The organism is Streptomyces sp. CA-181903, from assembly GCF_050937075.1.
GTDB lineage: Bacteria > Actinomycetota > Actinomycetes > Streptomycetales > Streptomycetaceae > Streptomyces.
Window position 1 is genome coordinate 1206829 of the sequence record NZ_JBNJLY010000001.1, and the last position, 18636, is coordinate 1225464.

At 72.4% G+C, this 18636-nt stretch carries 17 protein-coding genes; 1 reads left to right on the forward strand and 16 read right to left on the reverse strand.

The features are described 5' to 3' along the window. Nucleotides 1–45 precede the first annotated feature (45 nt). The 14 genes from ACQEVS_RS05090 to pyrR all read right to left on the reverse strand — a co-directional run bounded on the left by ACQEVS_RS05090 (nucleotide 46) and on the right by pyrR (nucleotide 16800). Nucleotides 46–2190, reverse strand: coding sequence for a primosomal protein N' (locus tag ACQEVS_RS05090; RefSeq protein ID WP_433015776.1), 2145 nt, complete (start codon nucleotides 2188–2190; stop codon nucleotides 46–48). A gap of 266 nt (nucleotides 2191–2456) precedes the next feature. Beyond that, nucleotides 2457–3665, reverse strand: a complete 1209-nt coding sequence (metK, locus tag ACQEVS_RS05095) for a methionine adenosyltransferase (protein WP_433015779.1) — start codon at nucleotides 3663–3665, stop codon at nucleotides 2457–2459. Between the two features lie 185 nt (nucleotides 3666–3850). Next, nucleotides 3851–5053 (reverse strand): bifunctional phosphopantothenoylcysteine decarboxylase/phosphopantothenate--cysteine ligase CoaBC, encoded by a 1203-nt coding sequence (coaBC, locus tag ACQEVS_RS05100; protein WP_433015782.1) that lies wholly within the window; start codon nucleotides 5051–5053, stop codon nucleotides 3851–3853. Nucleotides 5054–5165: 112 nt separating this feature from the next. Continuing rightward, the gene (gene rpoZ, locus ACQEVS_RS05105) at nucleotides 5166–5438 is read right to left on the reverse strand and encodes a DNA-directed RNA polymerase subunit omega (protein WP_004948662.1); all 273 of its coding nucleotides are present in this window, start codon (nucleotides 5436–5438) and stop codon (nucleotides 5166–5168) included. A gap of 87 nt (nucleotides 5439–5525) precedes the next feature. Further along, the gene (gmk, locus tag ACQEVS_RS05110; RefSeq protein ID WP_433015784.1) at nucleotides 5526–6116 is read right to left on the reverse strand and encodes a guanylate kinase; all 591 of its coding nucleotides are present in this window, start codon (nucleotides 6114–6116) and stop codon (nucleotides 5526–5528) included. A gap of 38 nt (nucleotides 6117–6154) precedes the next feature. After that, the gene (mihF, locus tag ACQEVS_RS05115) at nucleotides 6155–6478 is read right to left on the reverse strand and encodes an integration host factor, actinobacterial type (protein WP_004948667.1); all 324 of its coding nucleotides are present in this window, start codon (nucleotides 6476–6478) and stop codon (nucleotides 6155–6157) included. A gap of 247 nt (nucleotides 6479–6725) precedes the next feature. Further along, nucleotides 6726–7583 (reverse strand): orotidine-5'-phosphate decarboxylase, encoded by an 858-nt coding sequence (gene pyrF, locus ACQEVS_RS05120; protein ID WP_433015787.1) that lies wholly within the window; start codon nucleotides 7581–7583, stop codon nucleotides 6726–6728. Beyond that, nucleotides 7580–8695 carry a quinone-dependent dihydroorotate dehydrogenase gene (locus ACQEVS_RS05125; RefSeq protein ID WP_433015789.1) on the reverse strand — a complete coding sequence of 372 codons (1116 nt, stop codon included), beginning with the start codon at nucleotides 8693–8695 and terminating at the stop codon, nucleotides 7580–7582. The genes pyrF and ACQEVS_RS05125 overlap by 4 nt, the downstream gene beginning before the upstream one ends. A 79-nt stretch (nucleotides 8696–8774) precedes the next feature. After that, a complete protein-coding gene (gene carB / locus ACQEVS_RS05130; protein WP_433015791.1) occupies nucleotides 8775–12086 on the reverse strand; it encodes a carbamoyl-phosphate synthase large subunit in 3312 nt (1103 codons plus the stop codon). Then, nucleotides 12079–13236, reverse strand: a complete 1158-nt coding sequence (gene carA / locus ACQEVS_RS05135; protein ID WP_433015793.1) for a glutamine-hydrolyzing carbamoyl-phosphate synthase small subunit — start codon at nucleotides 13234–13236, stop codon at nucleotides 12079–12081. The genes carB and carA overlap by 8 nt, the downstream gene beginning before the upstream one ends. After that, a complete protein-coding gene (locus ACQEVS_RS05140) occupies nucleotides 13233–13820 on the reverse strand; it encodes a hypothetical protein (protein WP_433015796.1) in 588 nt (195 codons plus the stop codon). The genes carA and ACQEVS_RS05140 overlap by 4 nt, the downstream gene beginning before the upstream one ends. A 1-nt stretch (nucleotide 13821) precedes the next feature. Then, nucleotides 13822–15114 carry a dihydroorotase gene (locus tag ACQEVS_RS05145; protein ID WP_004948682.1) on the reverse strand — a complete coding sequence of 431 codons (1293 nt, stop codon included), beginning with the start codon at nucleotides 15112–15114 and terminating at the stop codon, nucleotides 13822–13824. Continuing rightward, on the reverse strand, nucleotides 15114–16130 hold the full coding sequence (locus tag ACQEVS_RS05150) for an aspartate carbamoyltransferase catalytic subunit (RefSeq protein WP_433015798.1): 1017 nt from the start codon (nucleotides 16128–16130) through the stop codon (nucleotides 15114–15116). The genes ACQEVS_RS05145 and ACQEVS_RS05150 overlap by 1 nt, the downstream gene beginning before the upstream one ends. 88 nt (nucleotides 16131–16218) lie before the next feature. Continuing rightward, nucleotides 16219–16800, reverse strand: a complete 582-nt coding sequence (gene pyrR, locus ACQEVS_RS05155; RefSeq protein WP_433015800.1) for a bifunctional pyr operon transcriptional regulator/uracil phosphoribosyltransferase PyrR — start codon at nucleotides 16798–16800, stop codon at nucleotides 16219–16221. 222 nt (nucleotides 16801–17022) lie between these two features. Here pyrR and bldD point away from each other — a divergent pair, with 222 nt between their 5' ends. Beyond that, on the forward strand, nucleotides 17023–17523 hold the full coding sequence (gene bldD, locus ACQEVS_RS05160; RefSeq protein ID WP_004948690.1) for a transcriptional regulator BldD: 501 nt from the start codon (nucleotides 17023–17025) through the stop codon (nucleotides 17521–17523). Nucleotides 17524–17625: 102 nt separating this feature from the next. On the opposite strand, the gene nusB is transcribed toward bldD, so the two are convergent. Together nusB and efp are read right to left on the reverse strand one after the other, a co-directional pair. Beyond that, the gene (gene nusB, locus ACQEVS_RS05165) at nucleotides 17626–18054 is read right to left on the reverse strand and encodes a transcription antitermination factor NusB (protein ID WP_433015802.1); all 429 of its coding nucleotides are present in this window, start codon (nucleotides 18052–18054) and stop codon (nucleotides 17626–17628) included. A gap of 2 nt (nucleotides 18055–18056) precedes the next feature. Next, entirely contained in the window at nucleotides 18057–18623 is a 567-nt protein-coding gene (gene efp / locus ACQEVS_RS05170) for an elongation factor P (RefSeq protein ID WP_433015804.1), read from the reverse strand. Between the last annotated feature and the right edge of the window lie 13 nt (nucleotides 18624–18636).

The following is an 18636-nucleotide window of genomic DNA, read 5'->3' on the forward strand; positions in this document are numbered from 1 at the left end:
GCGGCGGCGCGCGGCGCGGGCGGGCGCCCGGGGTCCCCGGCCCGCTCAGCCGATGTCCGGCGGATCCATCCGCAGCCGCACCGGCTCGCCGTCGCGGCGGGCGAGCCGGACCGCCTGGGCGGTCCGCAGGGCGGCGGCCAGGGCGGCGCCCCGGCCGGGGCGGACGCGGACCAGGGCCCGTTCCCAGTGCTCTCCCGGCGGCGGGTCGCCGGGGCGGCGCGGGCGGCCGGCGGCCGGCGGCGGCACCGGGACGGGCCCGAGGACGTCGGCCCCCTCCGGCAGCTCCGCCGCCTCGAGGAACTCCGCGACGGCCTCCGGCGGCCCGCTGACCGCGGCCATCCGGGAGACCGGCGGGAAGCCCAGCTCCGCCCGCTCGGAGAGCTCGCGCACCGCGTGGCCCGCCGGGTCCCAGCGGACCAGCGCCTGCACCGGACGCAGCGTCGGCTCGGCCACGACGACGACCGTGCCGCCCGCCTCCTGCCCCCGCACCAGCGCGGACGCCGCCAGCCAGCGGCGCAGGGCCTCCTCCCCCGCCCGCAGGTCGGGCAGGCCGAGCAGCGCCCAGCCGTCGAGCAGCAGCGCCGCGGCATAGCCTCCCTCCGCCACCGGCTCGGCGCCGGGCGTGGCGACGACCAGGGCGGGCGTGCCGGGAACGGTGTCCAGTACGTGGTCGCGGCCCGAAGTGCGGACCGGGACGGCAGGGAACGCCCGGCCGAGCTCCTCGGCGGTCCGCCGCGCCCCCACCACCTGGGCGCGCAGCCGGGATCCGGCGCACTCGGGACAGTGCCAGTTCACCGCCTCCACACCGCACCAGCCGCAGTGCAGCGCGCCGTCCGCGCCGCGCGCCTCCAGCGGGCCGGCGCACCGGCCGCACCGCGCGGGCTCGCGGCAGCGCTCGCAGGCGAGCCGGGGCACGTACCCCCGGCGGGGCACCTGGACCAGCACCGGCCCGTGCCGCAGCCCCTCCCGGGCCACCTGCCAGGCCAGCGAGGGCAGCCGGGCGGCGCGCGCCGCCTCGTCCCGGGCGAGATCGCCGTCGCCGACCGTGCGGACCAGCGGCGCGGCCGCCCGCACGCGCGCCCGGTCGGCGGCCAGCGGCAGCGCCCACCCCGTGCGGACCAGCTGCGCCGCCTCGACGCTGCACCCGAAGGCGCCGAGCAGGAACGCGGCCTTCTCCTGGGCCGCGCGCAGCACCAGCACCTCGCGGGCGTGCGGCTGCGGGGCGTGCTGCTCGGCATGGCTGGAGTCGGCGTCGTCCCAGATCGCGACGAAACCCAGGTCGTGGACGGGTGCGAACATGGCGGCGCGGGTGCCGACGACGGCCCGTACCGCGCCGCGGTTGACCGCGAGCCAGCGCCGGTAGCGCTCCTCGGGACCGGTGTCGGCGGTCAGCAGGACGTGCCGGCCGGGTCCCAGGAGCTCGGTGAGCGCGGAGTCGACGCGGGCCGCGGCCCGCCCGTCGGGGACGACGACCAGCGCGCCGCGCCGCGAGGCGAGCGCGGCCGCGGCGGCCCGCGCGAGCTCGTCCGCCCAGTGCGGCCCGGGGAGCGCCGTCCACACCGCGCGCGGGCTCTCGCCCCGGGCCACGGCCTCCAGGTAACCGGGACCGGTCGGGTAACGGGCCCAGCCGCCGGGGTCCGGCGCGGCCGGCGGGGGCAGCAGCGGCCCGGACGGCTCCCCCTCGATCCGGGCGTGCCGGGGCGGCACGGCCAGCTGGAGGACGTCGGCGAGCGAGCCCGCGTAGCGGTCGGCGACGGCCCGGCAGAGCGCGAACAGCCGCGGGCCGAGGACGGGTTCGGGCGAGAGCACCTGGGCGATGGCGGCGAGCGGCCCCCGGTAGTCGGACTCCGGCACCCGCTCCACGATGAAGCCGTCCAGCAGGCCGCCGCCCTCGCGGCGCCCGTCCCGCACGTTGCGCGTGCCCGCGCCGAAGCGCACCCGCACCCGGGCGCCCGGGCGGGCGTCCGCGTCCAGCTCGGCGGGCACGGCGTAGTCCCACAACTTGTCCAGATGCACCGGCCCCTTGTCGACCAGCACCTTCGCGACCGGCAACTCCTTCGCCAGCGCGGCGCCCCGCCAGGTGCGCGGCTTGGCCCGCGGCTTCTTCGCCTTGCGCACGGTTTCGCGGATCAGCGCGAGCTGCTCCCCCTGCGGGGGGTCTGTCTCGGGGTGCCCGTTCTCGCTGCTCACGCTTCAGTCTTAGCAGAGGGGTCGGACAGTGGGGGTGGGGGTGCCCCGGGCCCGCCCTTTCACCGTTTCTTGCGGGGGCCGGCCCCCGCACCCCCGAAACCGCGCTCCGCGCGGACGAGCGGCGAAGCCGCGAAAGGGGGTCTGGGGCGCAGCCCCAGGAATCGGCGAAGGTGGGGGTGCCCCCTCTGGGGGAGGGACCGGGGCACACCCCCCAAAGGGGGACGGCCCCGGAGCGATTTTCCGCTCCGGGGCCGTCCATCGAAACGTCAGAGACCCGCAGCCTTGCGCAGAGCGTCGACGCGATCCGTCCGCTCCCACGTGAAGTCCTCGTGCTCACGGCCGAAGTGACCGTACGCAGCCGTCTGCGCGTAGATCGGCCGCAGCAGGTCCAGGTCGCGGATGATCGCGGCCGGCCGCAGGTCGAAGACCTCGGAGATGGCGTGCTCGATCTTCTCGGTGTCGACCGTGGCCGTCCCGAACGTCTCCACGAACAGACCGACCGGCTCCGCCTTGCCGATCGCGTAAGCGACCTGCACCTCGCAGCGGGCGGCCAACCCGGCGGCGACCACGTTCTTCGCGACCCAGCGCATCGCGTACGCGGCCGAGCGGTCGACCTTGGACGGGTCCTTGCCGGAGAAGGCGCCGCCACCGTGGCGGGACATGCCGCCGTAGGTGTCGATGATGATCTTGCGGCCGGTGAGGCCGGCGTCGCCCATGGGGCCGCCGATCTCGAAGCGGCCGGTGGGGTTCACCAGCAGGCGGTAGCCCTCGGTCTCCAGCTTGATGCCGTCCTCGACGAGCTCCTTGAGGACGTGCTCCACGACGTACTCGCGGATGTCGGGGGCGAGCAGCGAGTCCAGGTCGATGTCGGACGCGTGCTGCGAGGAGACGACGACGGTGTCCAGGCGGACCGCCTTGTTGCCGTCGTACTCGATGGTGACCTGGGTCTTGCCGTCGGGGCGCAGGTACGGGATGGTCCCGTTCTTGCGGACCTCCGTCAGGCGGCGCGACAGGCGGTGCGCCAGGTTGATCGGGAGGGGCATCAGCTCGGGCGTCTCGTCGCAGGCGTAGCCGAACATCAGGCCCTGGTCGCCCGCGCCCTGCTTGTCGAGCTCGTCCTCATCGCCCTCGACCCGTGCCTCGTAGGCCGCGTCGACACCCTGCGCGATGTCCGGGGACTGCGATCCGATCGAGACCGAGACGCCACAGGAAGCGCCGTCGAAGCCCTTCTTGGACGAGTCGTAGCCGATCTCGAGGATCTTGTTGCGGACCAGCGTGGCGATCGGCGCGTACGCCTTCGTGGTCACCTCGCCGGCGACGTGCACCAGGCCGGTGGTGATCAGGGTCTCGACGGCGACCCGGGAGGTCGGGTCCTCCTTGAGGAGGGCGTCGAGAATGGTGTCGCTGATCTGGTCAGCGATCTTGTCGGGGTGACCCTCGGTCACGGATTCCGAGGTGAACAGGCGGCGGGACACATCGCTCCCTGGGGTTGCAGCGGCTGCTGGCTGATCATTGGCGGTTCCGGACGAGAGCTGCGCTCGTGCACGGACCGGTGTCAGTTTATCCGGCCTTTGCTCCCTGCGGACCTCCTGTCCAGCATCACTAAGGGCCCGCCTAGTGACACTCGTCACTCTGTTCGCCGCTGGCGCGTGCGAGCGGGTTATGCCAGGCGGCCGGCGACGAGGTCCCAGACGACGTCCGCCAGATCCTCCTTGGGGCCGTGCGGGACCGGGGTCTCGCCGCCGTCGGCGGCCAGGACGACGGCCTCGTTCTCCGTCGAGCCGAAGGTCCGGCCCTCCCCCACCTCGTTGACCACGAGGAGGTCGCAGCCCTTGCGGGCGAGCTTGGCGCGGCCGTTGGCCAGTACGTCGTCCGTCTCGGCCGCGAAGCCCACGACGACCTGCCCGGGGCGGGGCCGGTCCGCGGACAGCTCGGCGAGGACGTCCGGGTTGCGGACGAGCGCGACGGGCGCCGGCTCCTCGCCGTCCCGCTTCTTGATCTTGCCGGGGGCGTACCGGGCGGGCCGGAAGTCGGCGACCGCGGCGGCCATCACCACGGCGTCCGCGTCGGCCGCGGCCTTGAGTACCGCCTCCCGCAGCTGCACCGCCGTGCCCACCCGCACCACGTCCGCGCCGGCCGGGTCCGGCAGTTCGCTGTTGGCCGCCACCAGCGTGACCCGGGCGCCGCGCGCCACGGCGGTCCTGGCCAGGGCGTAGCCCTGCCGGCCGGAGGAGCGGTTGCCGAGGTAGCGCACCGGGTCCAGGGGCTCCCGGGTGCCGCCGGCGCTGATCACCACGTGCCGTCCGGCCAGGTCCCGTCCGCCGGTGCCGCGGGCCAGCACCCGGCGGCAGACCTCGAAGATCTCGGCCGGTTCGGGGAAGCGGCCCTTGCCGGTGTCCACGCCGGTCAGCCGGCCGACGGCGGGTTCGACGACGACGGCACCCCGGCGGCGGAGGGTGGCCACGTTCTCCTGGGTGGCCTGGTTCTCCCACATCTCGGTGTGCATGGCGGGCACGAAGACCACCGGGCAGCGGGCGGTGAGGAGGGTGTTGGTCAGCAGGTCGTCGGCGAGCCCGTGGGCGGCCTTGGCCAGCATGTCGGCGGTGCACGGGGCGACCACGACGAGGTCGGCCTCCTGCCCGATCCGCACGTGCGGCACCTCGTGGACGCTCTCCCACACCTCGGTGCCGGCCGGGTGCCCGGACAACGCGGACCAGGTGGCCTCGCCGACGAAGTGCAGCGCCGAGGCCGTCGGGACGACGCGGACGTCATGCCCCGACTCGGTGAGCCGGCGCAGCAGCTCACACGCCTTGTAGGCGGCGATCCCGCCGCTGACCCCCAGCACGACCTTGGGCTTGTCCATCGCTCGCCTCTCCCCGGCTCTCGTTGCAGGCTTCCATGACACACCAAGGGCCCGGCAGGAGTGCTGCCGGGCCCTCGGTGAACGTATCCCGTCGCTTGTCGCGCGGGGTCGCTTACTGCGCCGGGGCCTCGATGGCCTCGGAGGTGAGCAGACCCGCGTTGATCTCGCGGAGCGCGATGGAGAGCGGCTTCTCGTGGACGTGGGTGTCCACCAGCGGACCGACGTACTCCAGCAGGCCCTCGCCGAGCTGCGAGTAGTACGCGTTGATCTGACGCGCGCGCTTGGCGGCGTAGATCACCAGGCTGTACTTCGAGTCGGTCGCTTCGAGCAGCTCATCAATCGGCGGGTTGATGATGCCCTCGGGCGCGGTGATGGAAGAGGACACTCTCTGCCTTCCGAAGGGGGGTGAAGAAAGTCGTGATGCGCGAATGGGGCGTACCGGGTGCACGGGACGTACGGGGTGTACCCCTGCTCATCGGAGCAAGGCTAGCAGCTCCCGCGCGACGTCCTCGACGGAGGTGTTGACCAGGGTGGTGTCGAACTCCGACTCCGCCGCCAGCTCGGTACGGGCCGCGGCCAGCCGCCGCTCGATGACCTCGGGCGACTCGGTGCCCCGGCCGGTGAGCCGGCGGACCAGCTCGTCCCAGCTCGGCGGAGCGAGGAAGACCAGCTGGGCGTCCTCCATGGACGCGCGGACCTGCCGGGCGCCCTGCAGGTCGATCTCCAGCAGCACCGGCTCGCCGGCCTCCAGGCGGTCCAGGACCGCCTGGCGCGGCGTGCCGTACCGGTTGCCGGCGAACTCGGCCCACTCCAGCAGCTCTCCGTTGGCGACGAGCTTGTCGAACTCCGTGTCGTCGACGAAGAAGTACTGGACACCCTCCTGCTCGCCGGGGCGCGGCTTGCGGGTGGTGCAGGACACCGAGAGCCACACCTCGGGGTGGGCCTTGCGCATGTGGGCGACGACCGTGCTCTTGCCGACCCCGGAGGGGCCGGAGAGCACGGTCAGCCGCGGACGTCTGGCCGGGGAAGCGGGGGTCGTCCCCCGGGAGACTGCAGTACTCATGCAGCGATTATCCCGGTTCCCGGGAGTGCCCGGTAACGTCAGGCCGCGGTGCTGCCGAACTCCCGCTCAAGAGCCGCGATCTGGTTCGTCCCGAGCCCGCGGACACGGCGGCTCTCGGAGATCCCGAGCCGCTCCATGATCTGCTTGGCGCGGACCTTGCCCACGCCCGGCAGGCTCTCCAGGAGGGCGCTGACCTTCATCTTGCCGATGACGTCATCCTCCTGACCCTGCTTGATCACGTCGTGCAGCGAGGCGCCGGAGTGCTTGAGCCGATTCTTGACCTCGGCGCGGGCCCGGCGAGCCGCGGCGGCCTTTTCGAGCGCGGCTGCGCGCTGTTCAGGGGTAAGGGGCGGAAGAGCCACGCCTACGTCACCTCGGATGTCGAACTGTCGGATAAGGACCGGTGAGAACCTAGTCGGCCCACACCTGGGGAGCAACGAGCAACGCGCTTGCACGTTCGCTCTTGTCGGAGACTAGCGGCCGATCCCGCTCCAGTCAGCGAGAACAGCGGAAAAGTCCTGGTCAGCCTTGCTCGACCAGGACTTTTTCGGACATAGCGGCCGGGGAAATCGCGACGGGACGCCGAGGACCGGCCCGCCCGGGCCGCGATCAGCCCGCGCCGACGGCCGTCCGCACCTCGTCCGCGAACCGCTCCGCGCTCTCCCGCAGGGCCGCGACGTCGGGTCCGTGCCGGAGCACGCCCCGGCTCACGTTGGGGACGACGTCCCGGACCGCCGCGCCGAAGACCTTCGGCAGGTCCGCCGCGGTGGCGCCCTGGGCGCCGATGCCGGGGGCGAGCAGCGGGCCGCCGATGGCCGGATCGACACCGGCCGCGCCGAGCCCGCCGGCGAGCGTGGCCCCGACGACGGCGCCGAAGGAGCCCATCGGGGCGGCGCCGGCGTTCTCCGCGCGCAGGTGGTCCAGCATCGTCGCGGCGACGCTCCGCCCGTCCGCGCGGACCGCGTGCTGCACCTCGGCGCCCTCCGGGTTGGAGGTGAGGGCGAGGACGAAGACGCCGGTGCCGGTCGCGCGGGCCAGGTCCAGGGCGGGACGCAGCGCGCCGTAGCCGAGGTACGGGCTGACGGTGACCGCGTCGGAGAACAGCGGCGCGGCCGGGTCGAGGTAGGTCTCGGCGTAGGCGGCCATGGTGGAGCCGATGTCGCCGCGCTTGGCGTCCATCAGCACCAGGGCGCCGGCCGCGCGGGCGTCGGCGACGGTCCGCTCCAGGACGGCGATGCCGCGCGAGCCGAAGCGCTCGAAGAAGGCGGACTGGGGCTTGAGGACGGCCACCCGGTCGGCGAGCGCCTCCACGGTGGTGCGGGCGAACCGCTCCAGGCCCGCGATGTCGTCGCCGAGTCCCCAGGCGGAGAGCAGGGCGGCGTGCGGGTCGATGCCGACGCAGAGCGGGCCGCGCTCGTCCATGGCGCGGCGCAGGCGGGCGCCGAAGGGTTCCAGGGAGGTCGTCACGCGGTCACCTTCCGGTGCTCGGCGCCGACCGCGTCGGCGAGGGTGGCGTACGGGCTGGCGGCCAGCTTCTCGGCGAGGCCGCGGTGGAGGGCGCGGCACCAGAAGGGGCCCTCGTAGATGAAGGCGCTGTAGCCCTGGACCAGGGTGGCGCCGGCGAGGATGCGCTCCCAGACGTCGTCGGCGGTCTCGACGCCGCCCACGCCGACGAGGGTGATCCGGTCGCCGACGCGGGCGTACAGCCGGCGCAGGACCTCCAGCGAGCGCTCCTTGAGGGGGGCGCCCGAGAGGCCGCCCGCGCCGATGGCCTCGACCGTGCGCTGCGGGGTGCGCAGTCCGAGGCCCTCGCGGGCGATGGTGGTGTTGGTGGCGATGATGCCGTCGAGGCCGAGTTCGACGGCGAGGTCGGCGACGGCATCGACGTCCTCGTCGGCGAGGTCGGGGGCGATCTTCACCAGCAGCGGGACGCGCCGGTCGGTGACGGTGCGGTCGGCGGCCTCGCGGACGGCGGTGAGCAGGGGCCGCAGCGCCTCGGTGGCCTGAAGGTCGCGCAGCCCGGGGGTGTTGGGCGAGGAGACGTTGACGACCAGGTAGTCGGCGTGGGCGGCCAGCCGCTCGGTGGAGGTGACGTAGTCGGCGACGGCCTCCGCCTCGGGGACGATCTTCGTCTTGCCGATGTTGACGCCGACGGTGGTACGGAAGACCGGGTTCCGCTCGGCCAGTCGGCGGGCGACGGTGGCCGAGCCGTCATTGTTGAAGCCCATGCGGTTGATCAGCGCGCGGTCGGCGACCAGGCGGAACAGCCGCTTCTTGGGGTTGCCGGGCTGTGGCTGGGCGGTGACGGTGCCGATCTCGACGTGGTCGAAGCCGAGCATGGCCATGCCGTCGATGGCGGCGGCGTTCTTGTCGAAGCCGGCGGCGAGGCCGAAGGGGCCGTGCATCCGCAGCCCCAGGGCCTCGGTGCGCAGCTCCTTGTGGCGGGGGGCGAGGACGGCGGCGACGAGCGTGCGCAGGACGGGGATCCGGGCGACCGCACGGATCCAGGCGAAGGCCAGGTGGTGGGCCTGCTCGGGGTCCATGCGGCGGAAGACGAGCCGGAAGAAGAATCGGTACATTTCGGGCCTTCTGGGCAGCGGAGAAGGGGACGGAGGGCTCATGAAGAGGGGGACACCTCCCGGTGTCCCCCTCCGCGTCCTACGCCTCGCGGGCGGCGGTCAGCCGGCGCGCGTGCTCCTGGAGCGAGCGCACGCCCACCTCGCCGCGGGACAGCGCCTCGATGCCCTGGACGGCCGCGGCCAGCGCCTGGACCGTGGTCAGGCAGGGCACCGCGCGGGAGACGGCGGCGGTACGGATCTCGTAGCCGTCGAGGCGCCCGCCGGTGCCGTACGGGGTGTTGACGATCAGGTCGACCTTGCCGTCGTGGATCAGCTGGACGATCGTCTTCTCGCCGTTCGGGCCCTCGCCCTCGCTCAGCTTGCGGACGACGGTCGCCTTGATGCCGTTGCGCCGCAGCACCTCGGCGGTGCCGGAGGTGGCCAGCAGCTCGAAGCCGTGGGCGACCAGCTCCCGGGCCGGGAAGATCATCGAGCGCTTGTCCCGGTTGGCGACCGACACGAACGCCCGGCCCCCGGTGGGCAGCGCGCCGTAGGCCCCCGCCTGCGACTTGGCGTACGCCGTGCCGAAGACGTCGTCGATGCCCATGACCTCGCCCGTGGACCGCATCTCCGGGCCCAGGACGGTGTCCACGCCGCGGCCGGAGGTGTCGCGGAACCGCGTCCACGGCATCACGGCCTCCTTGACCGAGATCGGCGCGTCCAGCGGCAGCGTGCCGCCGTCGCCCTGCGCCGGGAGCATCCCCTCGGCGCGCAGCTCGGCGACGGTGGCGCCCAGCGAGATCCGCGCGGCGGCCTTGGCCAGCGGCACCGCGGTCGCCTTCGAGGTGAAGGGGACGGTGCGCGAGGCGCGCGGGTTGGCCTCCAGGACGTAGAGGATGTCCCCGGCCATCGCGAACTGGATGTTGATCAGACCGCGGACGCCCACGCCCTTGGCGATCGCCTCCGTGGAGGTGCGCAGCCGCTTGATGTCGTGGCCGCCCAGGGTGATCGGGGGCAGCGCGCAGGCCGAGTCGCCGGAGTGGATGCCGGCCTCCTCGATGTGCTCCATGACGCCGCCGAGGTAGAGCTCGTGGCCGTCGTAGAGCGCGTCCACGTCGATCTCTATGGCGTCGTCCAGGAAGCGGTCGATCAACACCGGGTGCTCGGAGATCAGGCCCGCGTGCCGCTCCAGGTAGCCGGCCAGCGAGGGCTCGTCGTAGACGATCTCCATGCCGCGCCCGCCGAGCACGTAGGACGGCCGGACCATCACCGGGTAGCCGATCTCGGCGGCGATGGCCTTCGCCTCCTCGAAGGAGAAGGCCGTGCCGTACTTGGGCGCCGGCAGCCCGGCCTCGGTGAGGACGCGGCCGAAGGCGCCGCGCTCCTCGGCCAGGTCGATGGCCTCGGGCGAGGTGCCGACGATCGGCACGCCGTTGTCCTTGAGCGCCTGCGCCAGGCCCAGCGGCGTCTGCCCGCCGAGCTGCACGATCACGCCCGCGACCGGGCCCGCCTGCTGCTCGGCGTGCACGATCTCCAGCACGTCCTCCAGGGTGAGCGGCTCGAAGTAGAGCCGGTCGGAGGTGTCGTAGTCGGTGGAGACCGTCTCCGGGTTGCAGTTGACCATCACGGTCTCGTAGCCCGCGTCGCTGAGCGCGAACGAGGCGTGGACGCAGGAGTAGTCGAACTCGATGCCCTGGCCGATGCGGTTCGGGCCGGAGCCCAGGATGATCACCGCGGGCTTCTCGCGCGGCGCGACCTCGCTCTCCTCGTCGTACGAGGAGTAGAAGTACGGGGTCCGGGCGGCGAACTCGGCGGCGCAGGTGTCCACCGTCTTGTACACCGGGCGGACGCCCAGCGAGTGCCGGACCTCGCGGACGACCTTCTCGTCGGTCCCGCGGATCGCCGCGATCTGCACGTCGGAGAAGCCGTGCCGCTTGGCCTCGAAGAGCAGCTCCGGCTCCAGCGTCTCGGCCTCGGCCAGCTCCTGGGCGACCTCGTGGAGCAGGAACATCTGGTCCACGAACCAGGGGTCGATCCGGGTGGCCGCGAAGACCTCGGCCGGGGTGGCGCCGGCCCGGATGGCGGCCATGACGGTGTTGATCCGCCCGTCCGTCGGGACGGCCGCCTTCGCCAGCAGCTCGGTCTTGTCGCCGGGCTCCGAGACGAAGTCGAACTGCGAGCCCTTCTTCTCCAGCGAGCGCAGCGCCTTCTGCAGCGCCTCGGTGAAGTTCCGGCCGATGGCCATGGCCTCGCCCACCGACTTCATGGTGGTGGTGAGGGTGGCGTCGGCGGCCGGGAACTTCTCGAAGGCGAAGCGCGGGGCCTTGACCACGACGTAGTCGAGCGTCGGCTCGAAGGAGGCCGGGGTCTGCTCGGTGATGTCGTTGGGGATCTCGTCCAGCGTGTAGCCGACGGCGAGCCGGGCCGCGATCTTCGCGATCGGGAAGCCGGTGGCCTTGGAGGCGAGCGCGGAGGAGCGGGAGACGCGCGGGTTCATCTCGATGACGATGACCCGGCCGTCCTCGGGGTTGACCGCGAACTGGATGTTGCAGCCGCCGGTGTCCACGCCGACCTCGCGGATGACCTCGATGCCGATGTCGCGCAGCACCTGGTACTCGCGGTCGGTGAGGGTCATCGCCGGGGCGACGGTGATCGAGTCGCCGGTGTGCACGCCCATCGGGTCGAAGTTCTCGATGGAGCAGACGACCACGACGTTGTCGTTCCGGTCGCGCATCAGCTCCAGCTCGTACTCCTTCCAGCCGAGGATGGACTCCTCCAGGAGCACCTCGGTGGTCGGGGAGAGCGTGAGGCCCTGGCCGGCGATGCGGCGCAGCTCCTCCTCGTCGTGGGCGAAGCCGGAGCCGGCGCCGCCCATGGTGAAGGAGGGGCGGACGACGACCGGGTAGCCGCCGAGCGTCCCGACGCCGGCGAGCACCTCGTCCATCGTGTGGCAGATGACCGAGCGGGCGGACTCGCCGTGCCCGATCCGGGCACGCACGGCCTCGACGACGGCCTTGAACTGCTCGCGGTCCTCGCCCTTGTGGATCGCCTCCACGTTGGCGCCGATCAGCTCGACGTCGTACTTCTCCAGCGTGCCCGCCTCGTGCAGCGAGATCGCGGTGTTGAGCGCGGTCTGACCGCCCAGGGTGGGGAGCAGGGCGTCGGGGCGCTCCTTGGCGATGATCCGCTCGACGAACTCGGGGGTGATCGGCTCGACGTACGTGGCGTCGGCGATCTCCGGGTCGGTCATGATCGTGGCCGGGTTGGAGTTGACCAGGATGACCCGCAGGCCCTCGGCCTTGAGGACCCGGCACGCCTGGGTGCCGGAGTAGTCGAACTCGGCCGCCTGACCGATGACGATCGGGCCGGAGCCGATGACCAGAACGGACTGGATGTCGGTGCGCTTAGGCACGCTGGCCCTCCATCAGAGAGACGAAGCGGTCGAACAGGTAGGCCGCGTCGTGCGGGCCCGCTGCGGCTTCGGGGTGGTACTGGACGCTGAAGGCCGGCCGGTCGAGCAGCCGGAGCCCCTCGACCACGTCGTCGTTGAGGCAGACGTGGGAGACCTCGACGCGGCCGTAGGGGGTGTCGGCGGGCCCGTCGAGCGGGGCGTCGACGGCGAAGCCGTGGTTGTGCGCGGTGACCTCGACCTTGCCGGTCGTCCGGTCCTGCACGGGCTGGTTGATGCCGCGGTGGCCGTACTTCAGCTTGTAGGTGCCGAAGCCCAGCGCGCGGCCGAGGATCTGGTTGCCGAAGCAGATGCCGAAGAGCGGGGTCTTGCGCTCCAGCACCGCCCGCATCACCGCGACCGGGTGGTCGGCGGTGGACGGGTCGCCCGGGCCGTTGGAGAAGAACACGCCGTCCGGGTTCACCGCGTAGACGTCCTCGACGGTCGCGGTGGCGGGCAGGACGTGGACCTCTATGCCGCGCTCGGCCATCCGGTGCGGGGTCATGCCCTTGATGCCCAGGTCGATCGCGGCGACGGTGTACTTCCGCTCGCCGACGGCCGGGACGACGTAGGTCTCCTTGGTGGCGACCTCGGCGGAGAGGTCCGCGCCCGCCATCTCGGGGGCCTGCCGCACCTGCTCCAGCATCGCGGCCTCGCCCGGCAGGGTCGCGCCGGAGAAGATCCCGACCCGCATGGCACCGCGCTCGCGCAGGTGGCGGGTGAGGGCGCGGGTGTCGATGCCGCTGATCCCGACGACGCCCTGGCGCTCCAGCTCCTCGTCGAGGGAGCGGCGCGAGCGCCAGTTCGACGGGGTGCGGGCGGGGTCGCGGACCACGTAGCCGGCCACCCAGATGCGGGAGGACTCGGGGTCCTCGTCGTTGACGCCGGTGTTGCCGACGTGCGGGGCGGTCATGACGACCACCTGGCGGTGGTACGAGGGGTCGGTGAGGGTCTCCTGGTAGCCGGTCATGCCGGTGGAGAACACGGCCTCGCCGAAGGTGGTGCCCACGGCGCCGTAGGCCCGGCCGCGGAAGACGCGGCCGTCCTCCAGGACGAGTACGGCGGGAAGCGCCCCCTTCCGCTGCGAGGGGTTCCCCGGGTGCGAGGTCGTCATCGTGCGCCTTCCGTCGTGCTGTTCAGGTTCTGCGGGGTGGCGAGCTCCTCGACCCAGGCCGGGTGCTCCGCCACGCGGTCGGCCCGGAAGCCGGAGTCGATCAGCCGGTCGCCGTGCTGCCAGGTGATCACCAGCAGGCCGCCCTCGGTGAGGACCTTGCCGGCGATGCCCTTGTCGAGGCGGGCGCCGCGTACGGCGTCGGCGGGGATCAGGAAGTCGGTGGCGCCGGGGCGCAGCACGCTCACGCCCTCCTCGGTGAGGGTGAGCTCGGCGCGGCTGCGGGTGCCGAGGCCCCCGGCGACGATGCGGTCCAGCCACTGTCCGGCGGTGGTGGAGCCGTGGTAGCGGCCGGTGAGGGTGAGCCGGGCCGGGCCCGGCTCCTCCGGGACGGCGGGCAGCGGGGGCAGGTCGCCCTGGAGCGTGCCGCGCCACTTCCAGCCCTCGCGCATCAGCCAGTAGAGGAGCGCGATGAAGAGCAGCAGACCCACGACCCAGCCGGCGCGCGCCGCCCAGTCGGTGACGGCCTGCGACTTCTTCTCGTCCGCGAGGTTGGAGATCGCGAGGTTGGTGATCAAAGGTGTCACGTCAGATTCCCGTCAGCTTCCCGTCGGCGACCGTCGCCCGGCCCCGCAGGAAGGTGTGGGTGACGCGCCCCGGCAGCTCGCGGCCCTCGTAGGGGGTGTTGCGGCTGCGGGAGGCGAAGCCCGCGGGGTCCACGACACCACGGTAAGCGGAATCGACCAGGGTGAGGTTGGCGGGCTCACCGGCGGCCACCGGGCGGCCGTGTCCGGCCAGGCGGCCGATGCGGGCCGGGGTGAAGGACATCCGGTCGGCGACGCCCGCCCAGTCCAGCAGGCCGGTCTCGACCATGGTGTGCTGGACGACCGAGAGGGCGGTCTCCAGGCCCACCATGCCCATGGCCGCGGCGCCCCACTCGCAGTCCTTGTCTTCGTGCGGGTGCGGGGCGTGGTCGGTGGCCACGCAGTCGATCGTCCCGTCGGCGAGCGCCTCGCGCAGGGCCATGACGTCGGCCTCGGTGCGCAGCGGCGGGTTCACCTTGTAGACCGGGTTGTACGAGCGGACGAGCTCGTCGGTGAGGAGCAGGTGGTGCGGGGTGACCTCGGCGGTGACGTTCCAGCCCTTGGACTTGGCCCAGCGGACGATCTCCACCGAGCCGGCCGTCGAGAGGTGGCAGACGTGCAGCCGGGAGCCGACGTGCGCGGCGAGCAGCACGTCGCGGGCGATGATCGACTCCTCGGCGACGGCCGGCCAGCCGCCCAGGCCCAGTTCGGCGGAGACGACGCCCTCGTTCATCTGGGCGCCCTCGGTGAGCCGCGGCTCCTGGGCGTGCTGGGCGACGACGCCGTCGAACGCCTTCACGTACTCCAGGGCGCGCCGCATGATCACCGCGTCGTCCACGCACTTGCCGTCGTCGGAGAAGACCCGGACGCCGGCCGCGGAGTCGTGCATCGCGCCGAGCTCGGCGAGCTTCTTGCCCTCCAGGCCGACGGTGACGGCGCCGACGGGCTGCACGTCGCAGTAGCCGGACTCCTTGCCGAGCCGCCAGACCTGCTCGACGACGCCGGCGGTGTCGGCGACCGGGAAGGTGTTGGCCATGGCGTGCACGGCGGTGTAGCCGCCGACGGCGGCGGCGCGGGTGCCGGTGAGGACGGTCTCGGAGTCCTCGCGGCCGGGCTCGCGCAGGTGGGTGTGGAGGTCGACCAGGCCGGGCAGCAGGACCTTGCCGTCCGCCTCGATCACGGTCGCGCCGTCGGCCTCGATGCCGTTGCCGACCCGGGCGATCGTCTCGCCGTCGATCAGGACGTCCTGGGCGGGGCCGCCGAGCACCTTGGCACCGCGGATAAGGATCTGGGGCATTACTTGTTCTCCTCGGTGCGGGTGTTCGTGTTCGTGACGGCGGACTCCGAGCCGCCGAGCAGCAGGTAGAGGACGGCCATCCGGATGGACACGCCGTTGGTGACCTGCTCCACGGCCGTGCAGCGGCGGGAGTCGGCGACCTCGGCGGTGATCTCCATGCCACGGTTCATCGGCCCGGGGTGCATGACGATCGCGTCCTCGGGCATCCTCGCCATCCGCTGGCCGTCGAGGCCGTAGCGGCGCGCGTACTCGCGCTCGGTGGGGAAGAACGCGGCGTTCATCCGCTCGCGCTGGACGCGCAGCATCATCACGGCGTCGGACTTGGGGAGCACCGCGTCCAGGTCGTAGGAGACCTCGCAGGGCCAGCGCTCGACGCCGATGGGCACCAGGGTGGGCGGTGCGACGAGAGTGACCTCCGCCCCCAGCGTGGTGAGCAGGTGGACGTTGGACCGGGCGACGCGGCTGTGCAGGATGTCGCCGACGATCGTGATCCGGCGGCCGTCCAGGTCCTTGCCGATCCCGGCGTCGGGGCCGACCAGGCGGCGGCGCAGGGTGAAGGCGTCCAGCAGGGCCTGGGTGGGGTGCTCGTGGGTGCCGTCGCCGGCGTTGACGACCGAGCCGTTGATCCAGCCGGAGGTGGCCAGCCGGTGCGGGGCGCCGGAGTCGTGGTGGCGGATGACGACGGCGTCGGCGCCCATCGCCTCCAGGGTGAGCGCGGTGTCCTTCAGCGACTCGCCCTTGGAGACCGAGGAGCCCTTGGCGGAGAAGTTGATGACGTCGGCGGAGAGCCGCTTGGCGGCGGCCTCGAAGGAGATGCGGGTCCGCGTCGAGTCCTCGAAGAAGAGGTTGACGACGGTCCGGCCGCGCAGGGTCGGCAGCTTCTTGATCGGCCGGTCCGCGACGCGGGCCATCTCCTCGGCGGTGTCGAGGATGAGGACGGCGTCGTCGCGGCTGAGGTCGGCGGCCGAGACGAGGTGGCCGCGGGTACGGGGGCTCCCCCCGGAGAGGTGCAGCATCCGGATGCTCCGTGGTTGAGGGTGTGCGTGAGGACGGCCGGGCGTGCGGCGTCGCGGGTCCGGGGTACGGACCCGTGCGGGGAGGCTGCTAGCGGCCGTCGGCCGGAGCGGTGGCGCCCATGCCGAGGAGCACGCTGTCGCGCCCGTCCTCCTCGGTGAGCTGGACCTTGACCGTCTCCCGCAGCGACGTGGGGAGGTTCTTGCCGACGTAGTCGGCGCGGATCGGCAGCTCGCGGTGGCCGCGGTCGACCAGGACGGCGAGCTGGACCGCGCGGGGGCGCCCGATGTCGTTCAGGGCGTCGAGCGCGGCGCGGATGGTGCGGCCGGAGAAGAGCACGTCGTCGACGAGGACCACGAGACGGCCGTCGATGCCGTCACCGGGGATCTCCGTGCGGGCCAGCGCACGGGCCGGGCGGAGCCGCAGGTCGTCGCGGTACATGGTGATGTCGAGGGAGCCCACGGGCATGGTGGCGCCGGTGATCTCGGCCAGCTTCGCGGCCAGGCGGTGGGCGAGGTAGACCCCTCGGGTGGGGATGCCGAGCAGGACGACATCGTCGGCGCCCTTGGCGCGTTCGACGATCTCGTGGGCGATGCGCGTGAGGACCCGGGCGATGTCCGGTGCTTCGAGCACGGGACGCGCGGGACCGGCCGCGGACGCGGTGGTGTCCATGAGAAACGGACCTCCTTCTCCGCCTCACAGGACGGACGTTAAAGGACGTCGGAATTGCTTGGTCCACAGTAGCAGCCGTCCGGGGGTGCTCCGGACGTGGCCCCCGACGGCGGAAGCGGTGGACCATTCGGCTTGACGAAGCCAGATTACGCTGCGTAACCTCACAGTGAGTTACCAGCCACGCGGCAGAGCCGCACATTGATACCGCGTCCGGGGAGCTTTATGTCCAGCGAATACGCCAAACAGCTCGGGGCCAAGCTCCGCGCCATCCGCACCCAGCAGGGCCTCTCACTCCATGGTGTCGAGGAGAAGTCCCAGGGCCGCTGGAAGGCCGTGGTGGTGGGCTCGTACGAGCGCGGCGACCGTGCCGTGACCGTGCAGCGCCTTGCCGAGCTGGCCGACTTCTACGGGGTGCCCGTCCAGGAGCTGCTGCCCGGCACCACGCCGGGGGGCGCTGCCGAGCCCCCGCCGAAGCTGGTCCTGGACCTGGAGCGCCTCGCCCACGTCCCGGCCGAGAAGGCGGGCCCCCTCCAGCGTTACGCGGCGACCATCCAGAGCCAGCGCGGCGACTACAACGGCAAGGTGCTGTCGATCCGCCAGGACGACCTGCGCACCCTCGCCGTGATCTACGACCAGTCGCCCTCGGTGCTCACCGAGCAGCTGATCAGCTGGGGCGTGCTCGACGCGGACGCGCGCCGCGCGGTGCAGCACGAGGACGCGTAGCCCTTCGGCCTGAATTCGGGTCCGTACGCACCACCGCCAGGGGGCGGGGAACCTTCCGGTTCCCCGCCCCCTGGCGGTTGTTGGTGTGTCGGTCGTGGCGCGTCAGGCCCGGCGGAGGCCCGGCTTGAGCTCCTTGAACCGGCCGAGCAGACCGTTGATGAAGGCCGGCGACTCGTCGGTGGAGAACTCCTTGGCGAGCTGCACCGCCTCGTCGATCGCCACCGCGTCCGGGGTGCCGTCCTCCCAGATCAGCTCGTAGGCCCCGAGCCGGACGATGTTCCGGTCGGCGGCCGGCATCCGGTCCAGGTCCCAGTCGACCGCGTAGGTCTCGATCAGCTCGTCGATCCGGGCGACGTGCTCGGCGTAGCCCTCGACCAGCTGCATCGTGTACTCGTTGACCGGCGGCTGCCGGTCGTCCGAGCGCGAGTGCCGGATCCAGTCGGCGAGGACGTCCAGCACGGACGCCTCTCGCTGGTCGGCCTCGAAGAGGATCTGGAAGGCGCGCTTCCGGGAGTTGCTGCGGGCGGCCACGGTTAGCTGTTCACCCGGCCGAGGTAATCGCCGGTACGCGTGTCGACCTTGATCTTCTCGCCCGTGCTGATGAACAGCGGGACCTGGATCTCGTAGCCGGTCTCCAGCTCGGCGGGCTTGGTGCCACCGGTGGAGCGGTCGCCCTGCACACCCGGGTCGGTGTGCTTGATGGTGAGCTCGACGGCGGCCGGCAGCTCGACGTAGAGGACCGAGCCCTCGTTCTGCGCGACGACGGCCTCGAAGCCCTCGATCAGGAAGTTGGCGGCGTCACCGACGGTCTTGCGGTCGATGTGCAGCTGGTCGTACGTGTCCATGTCCATGAAGACGAAGTACTCGCCGTCCATGTACGAGAACTGCATACCGCGCTTGTCGACGTTGGCCGTCTCGACCTTCACACCGGCGTTGAAGGTCTTGTCCACCACCTTGCCGGAGAGCACGTTCTTGAGCTTCGTGCGGACGAAGGCGGGGCCCTTGCCGGGCTTGACGTGCTGGAACTCGACGACGGACCAGAGCTGGCCGCCTTCGAGCTTGAGCACCATGCCGTTCTTGAGGTCGTTCGTGGAAGCCACGGTTGCGGAATCT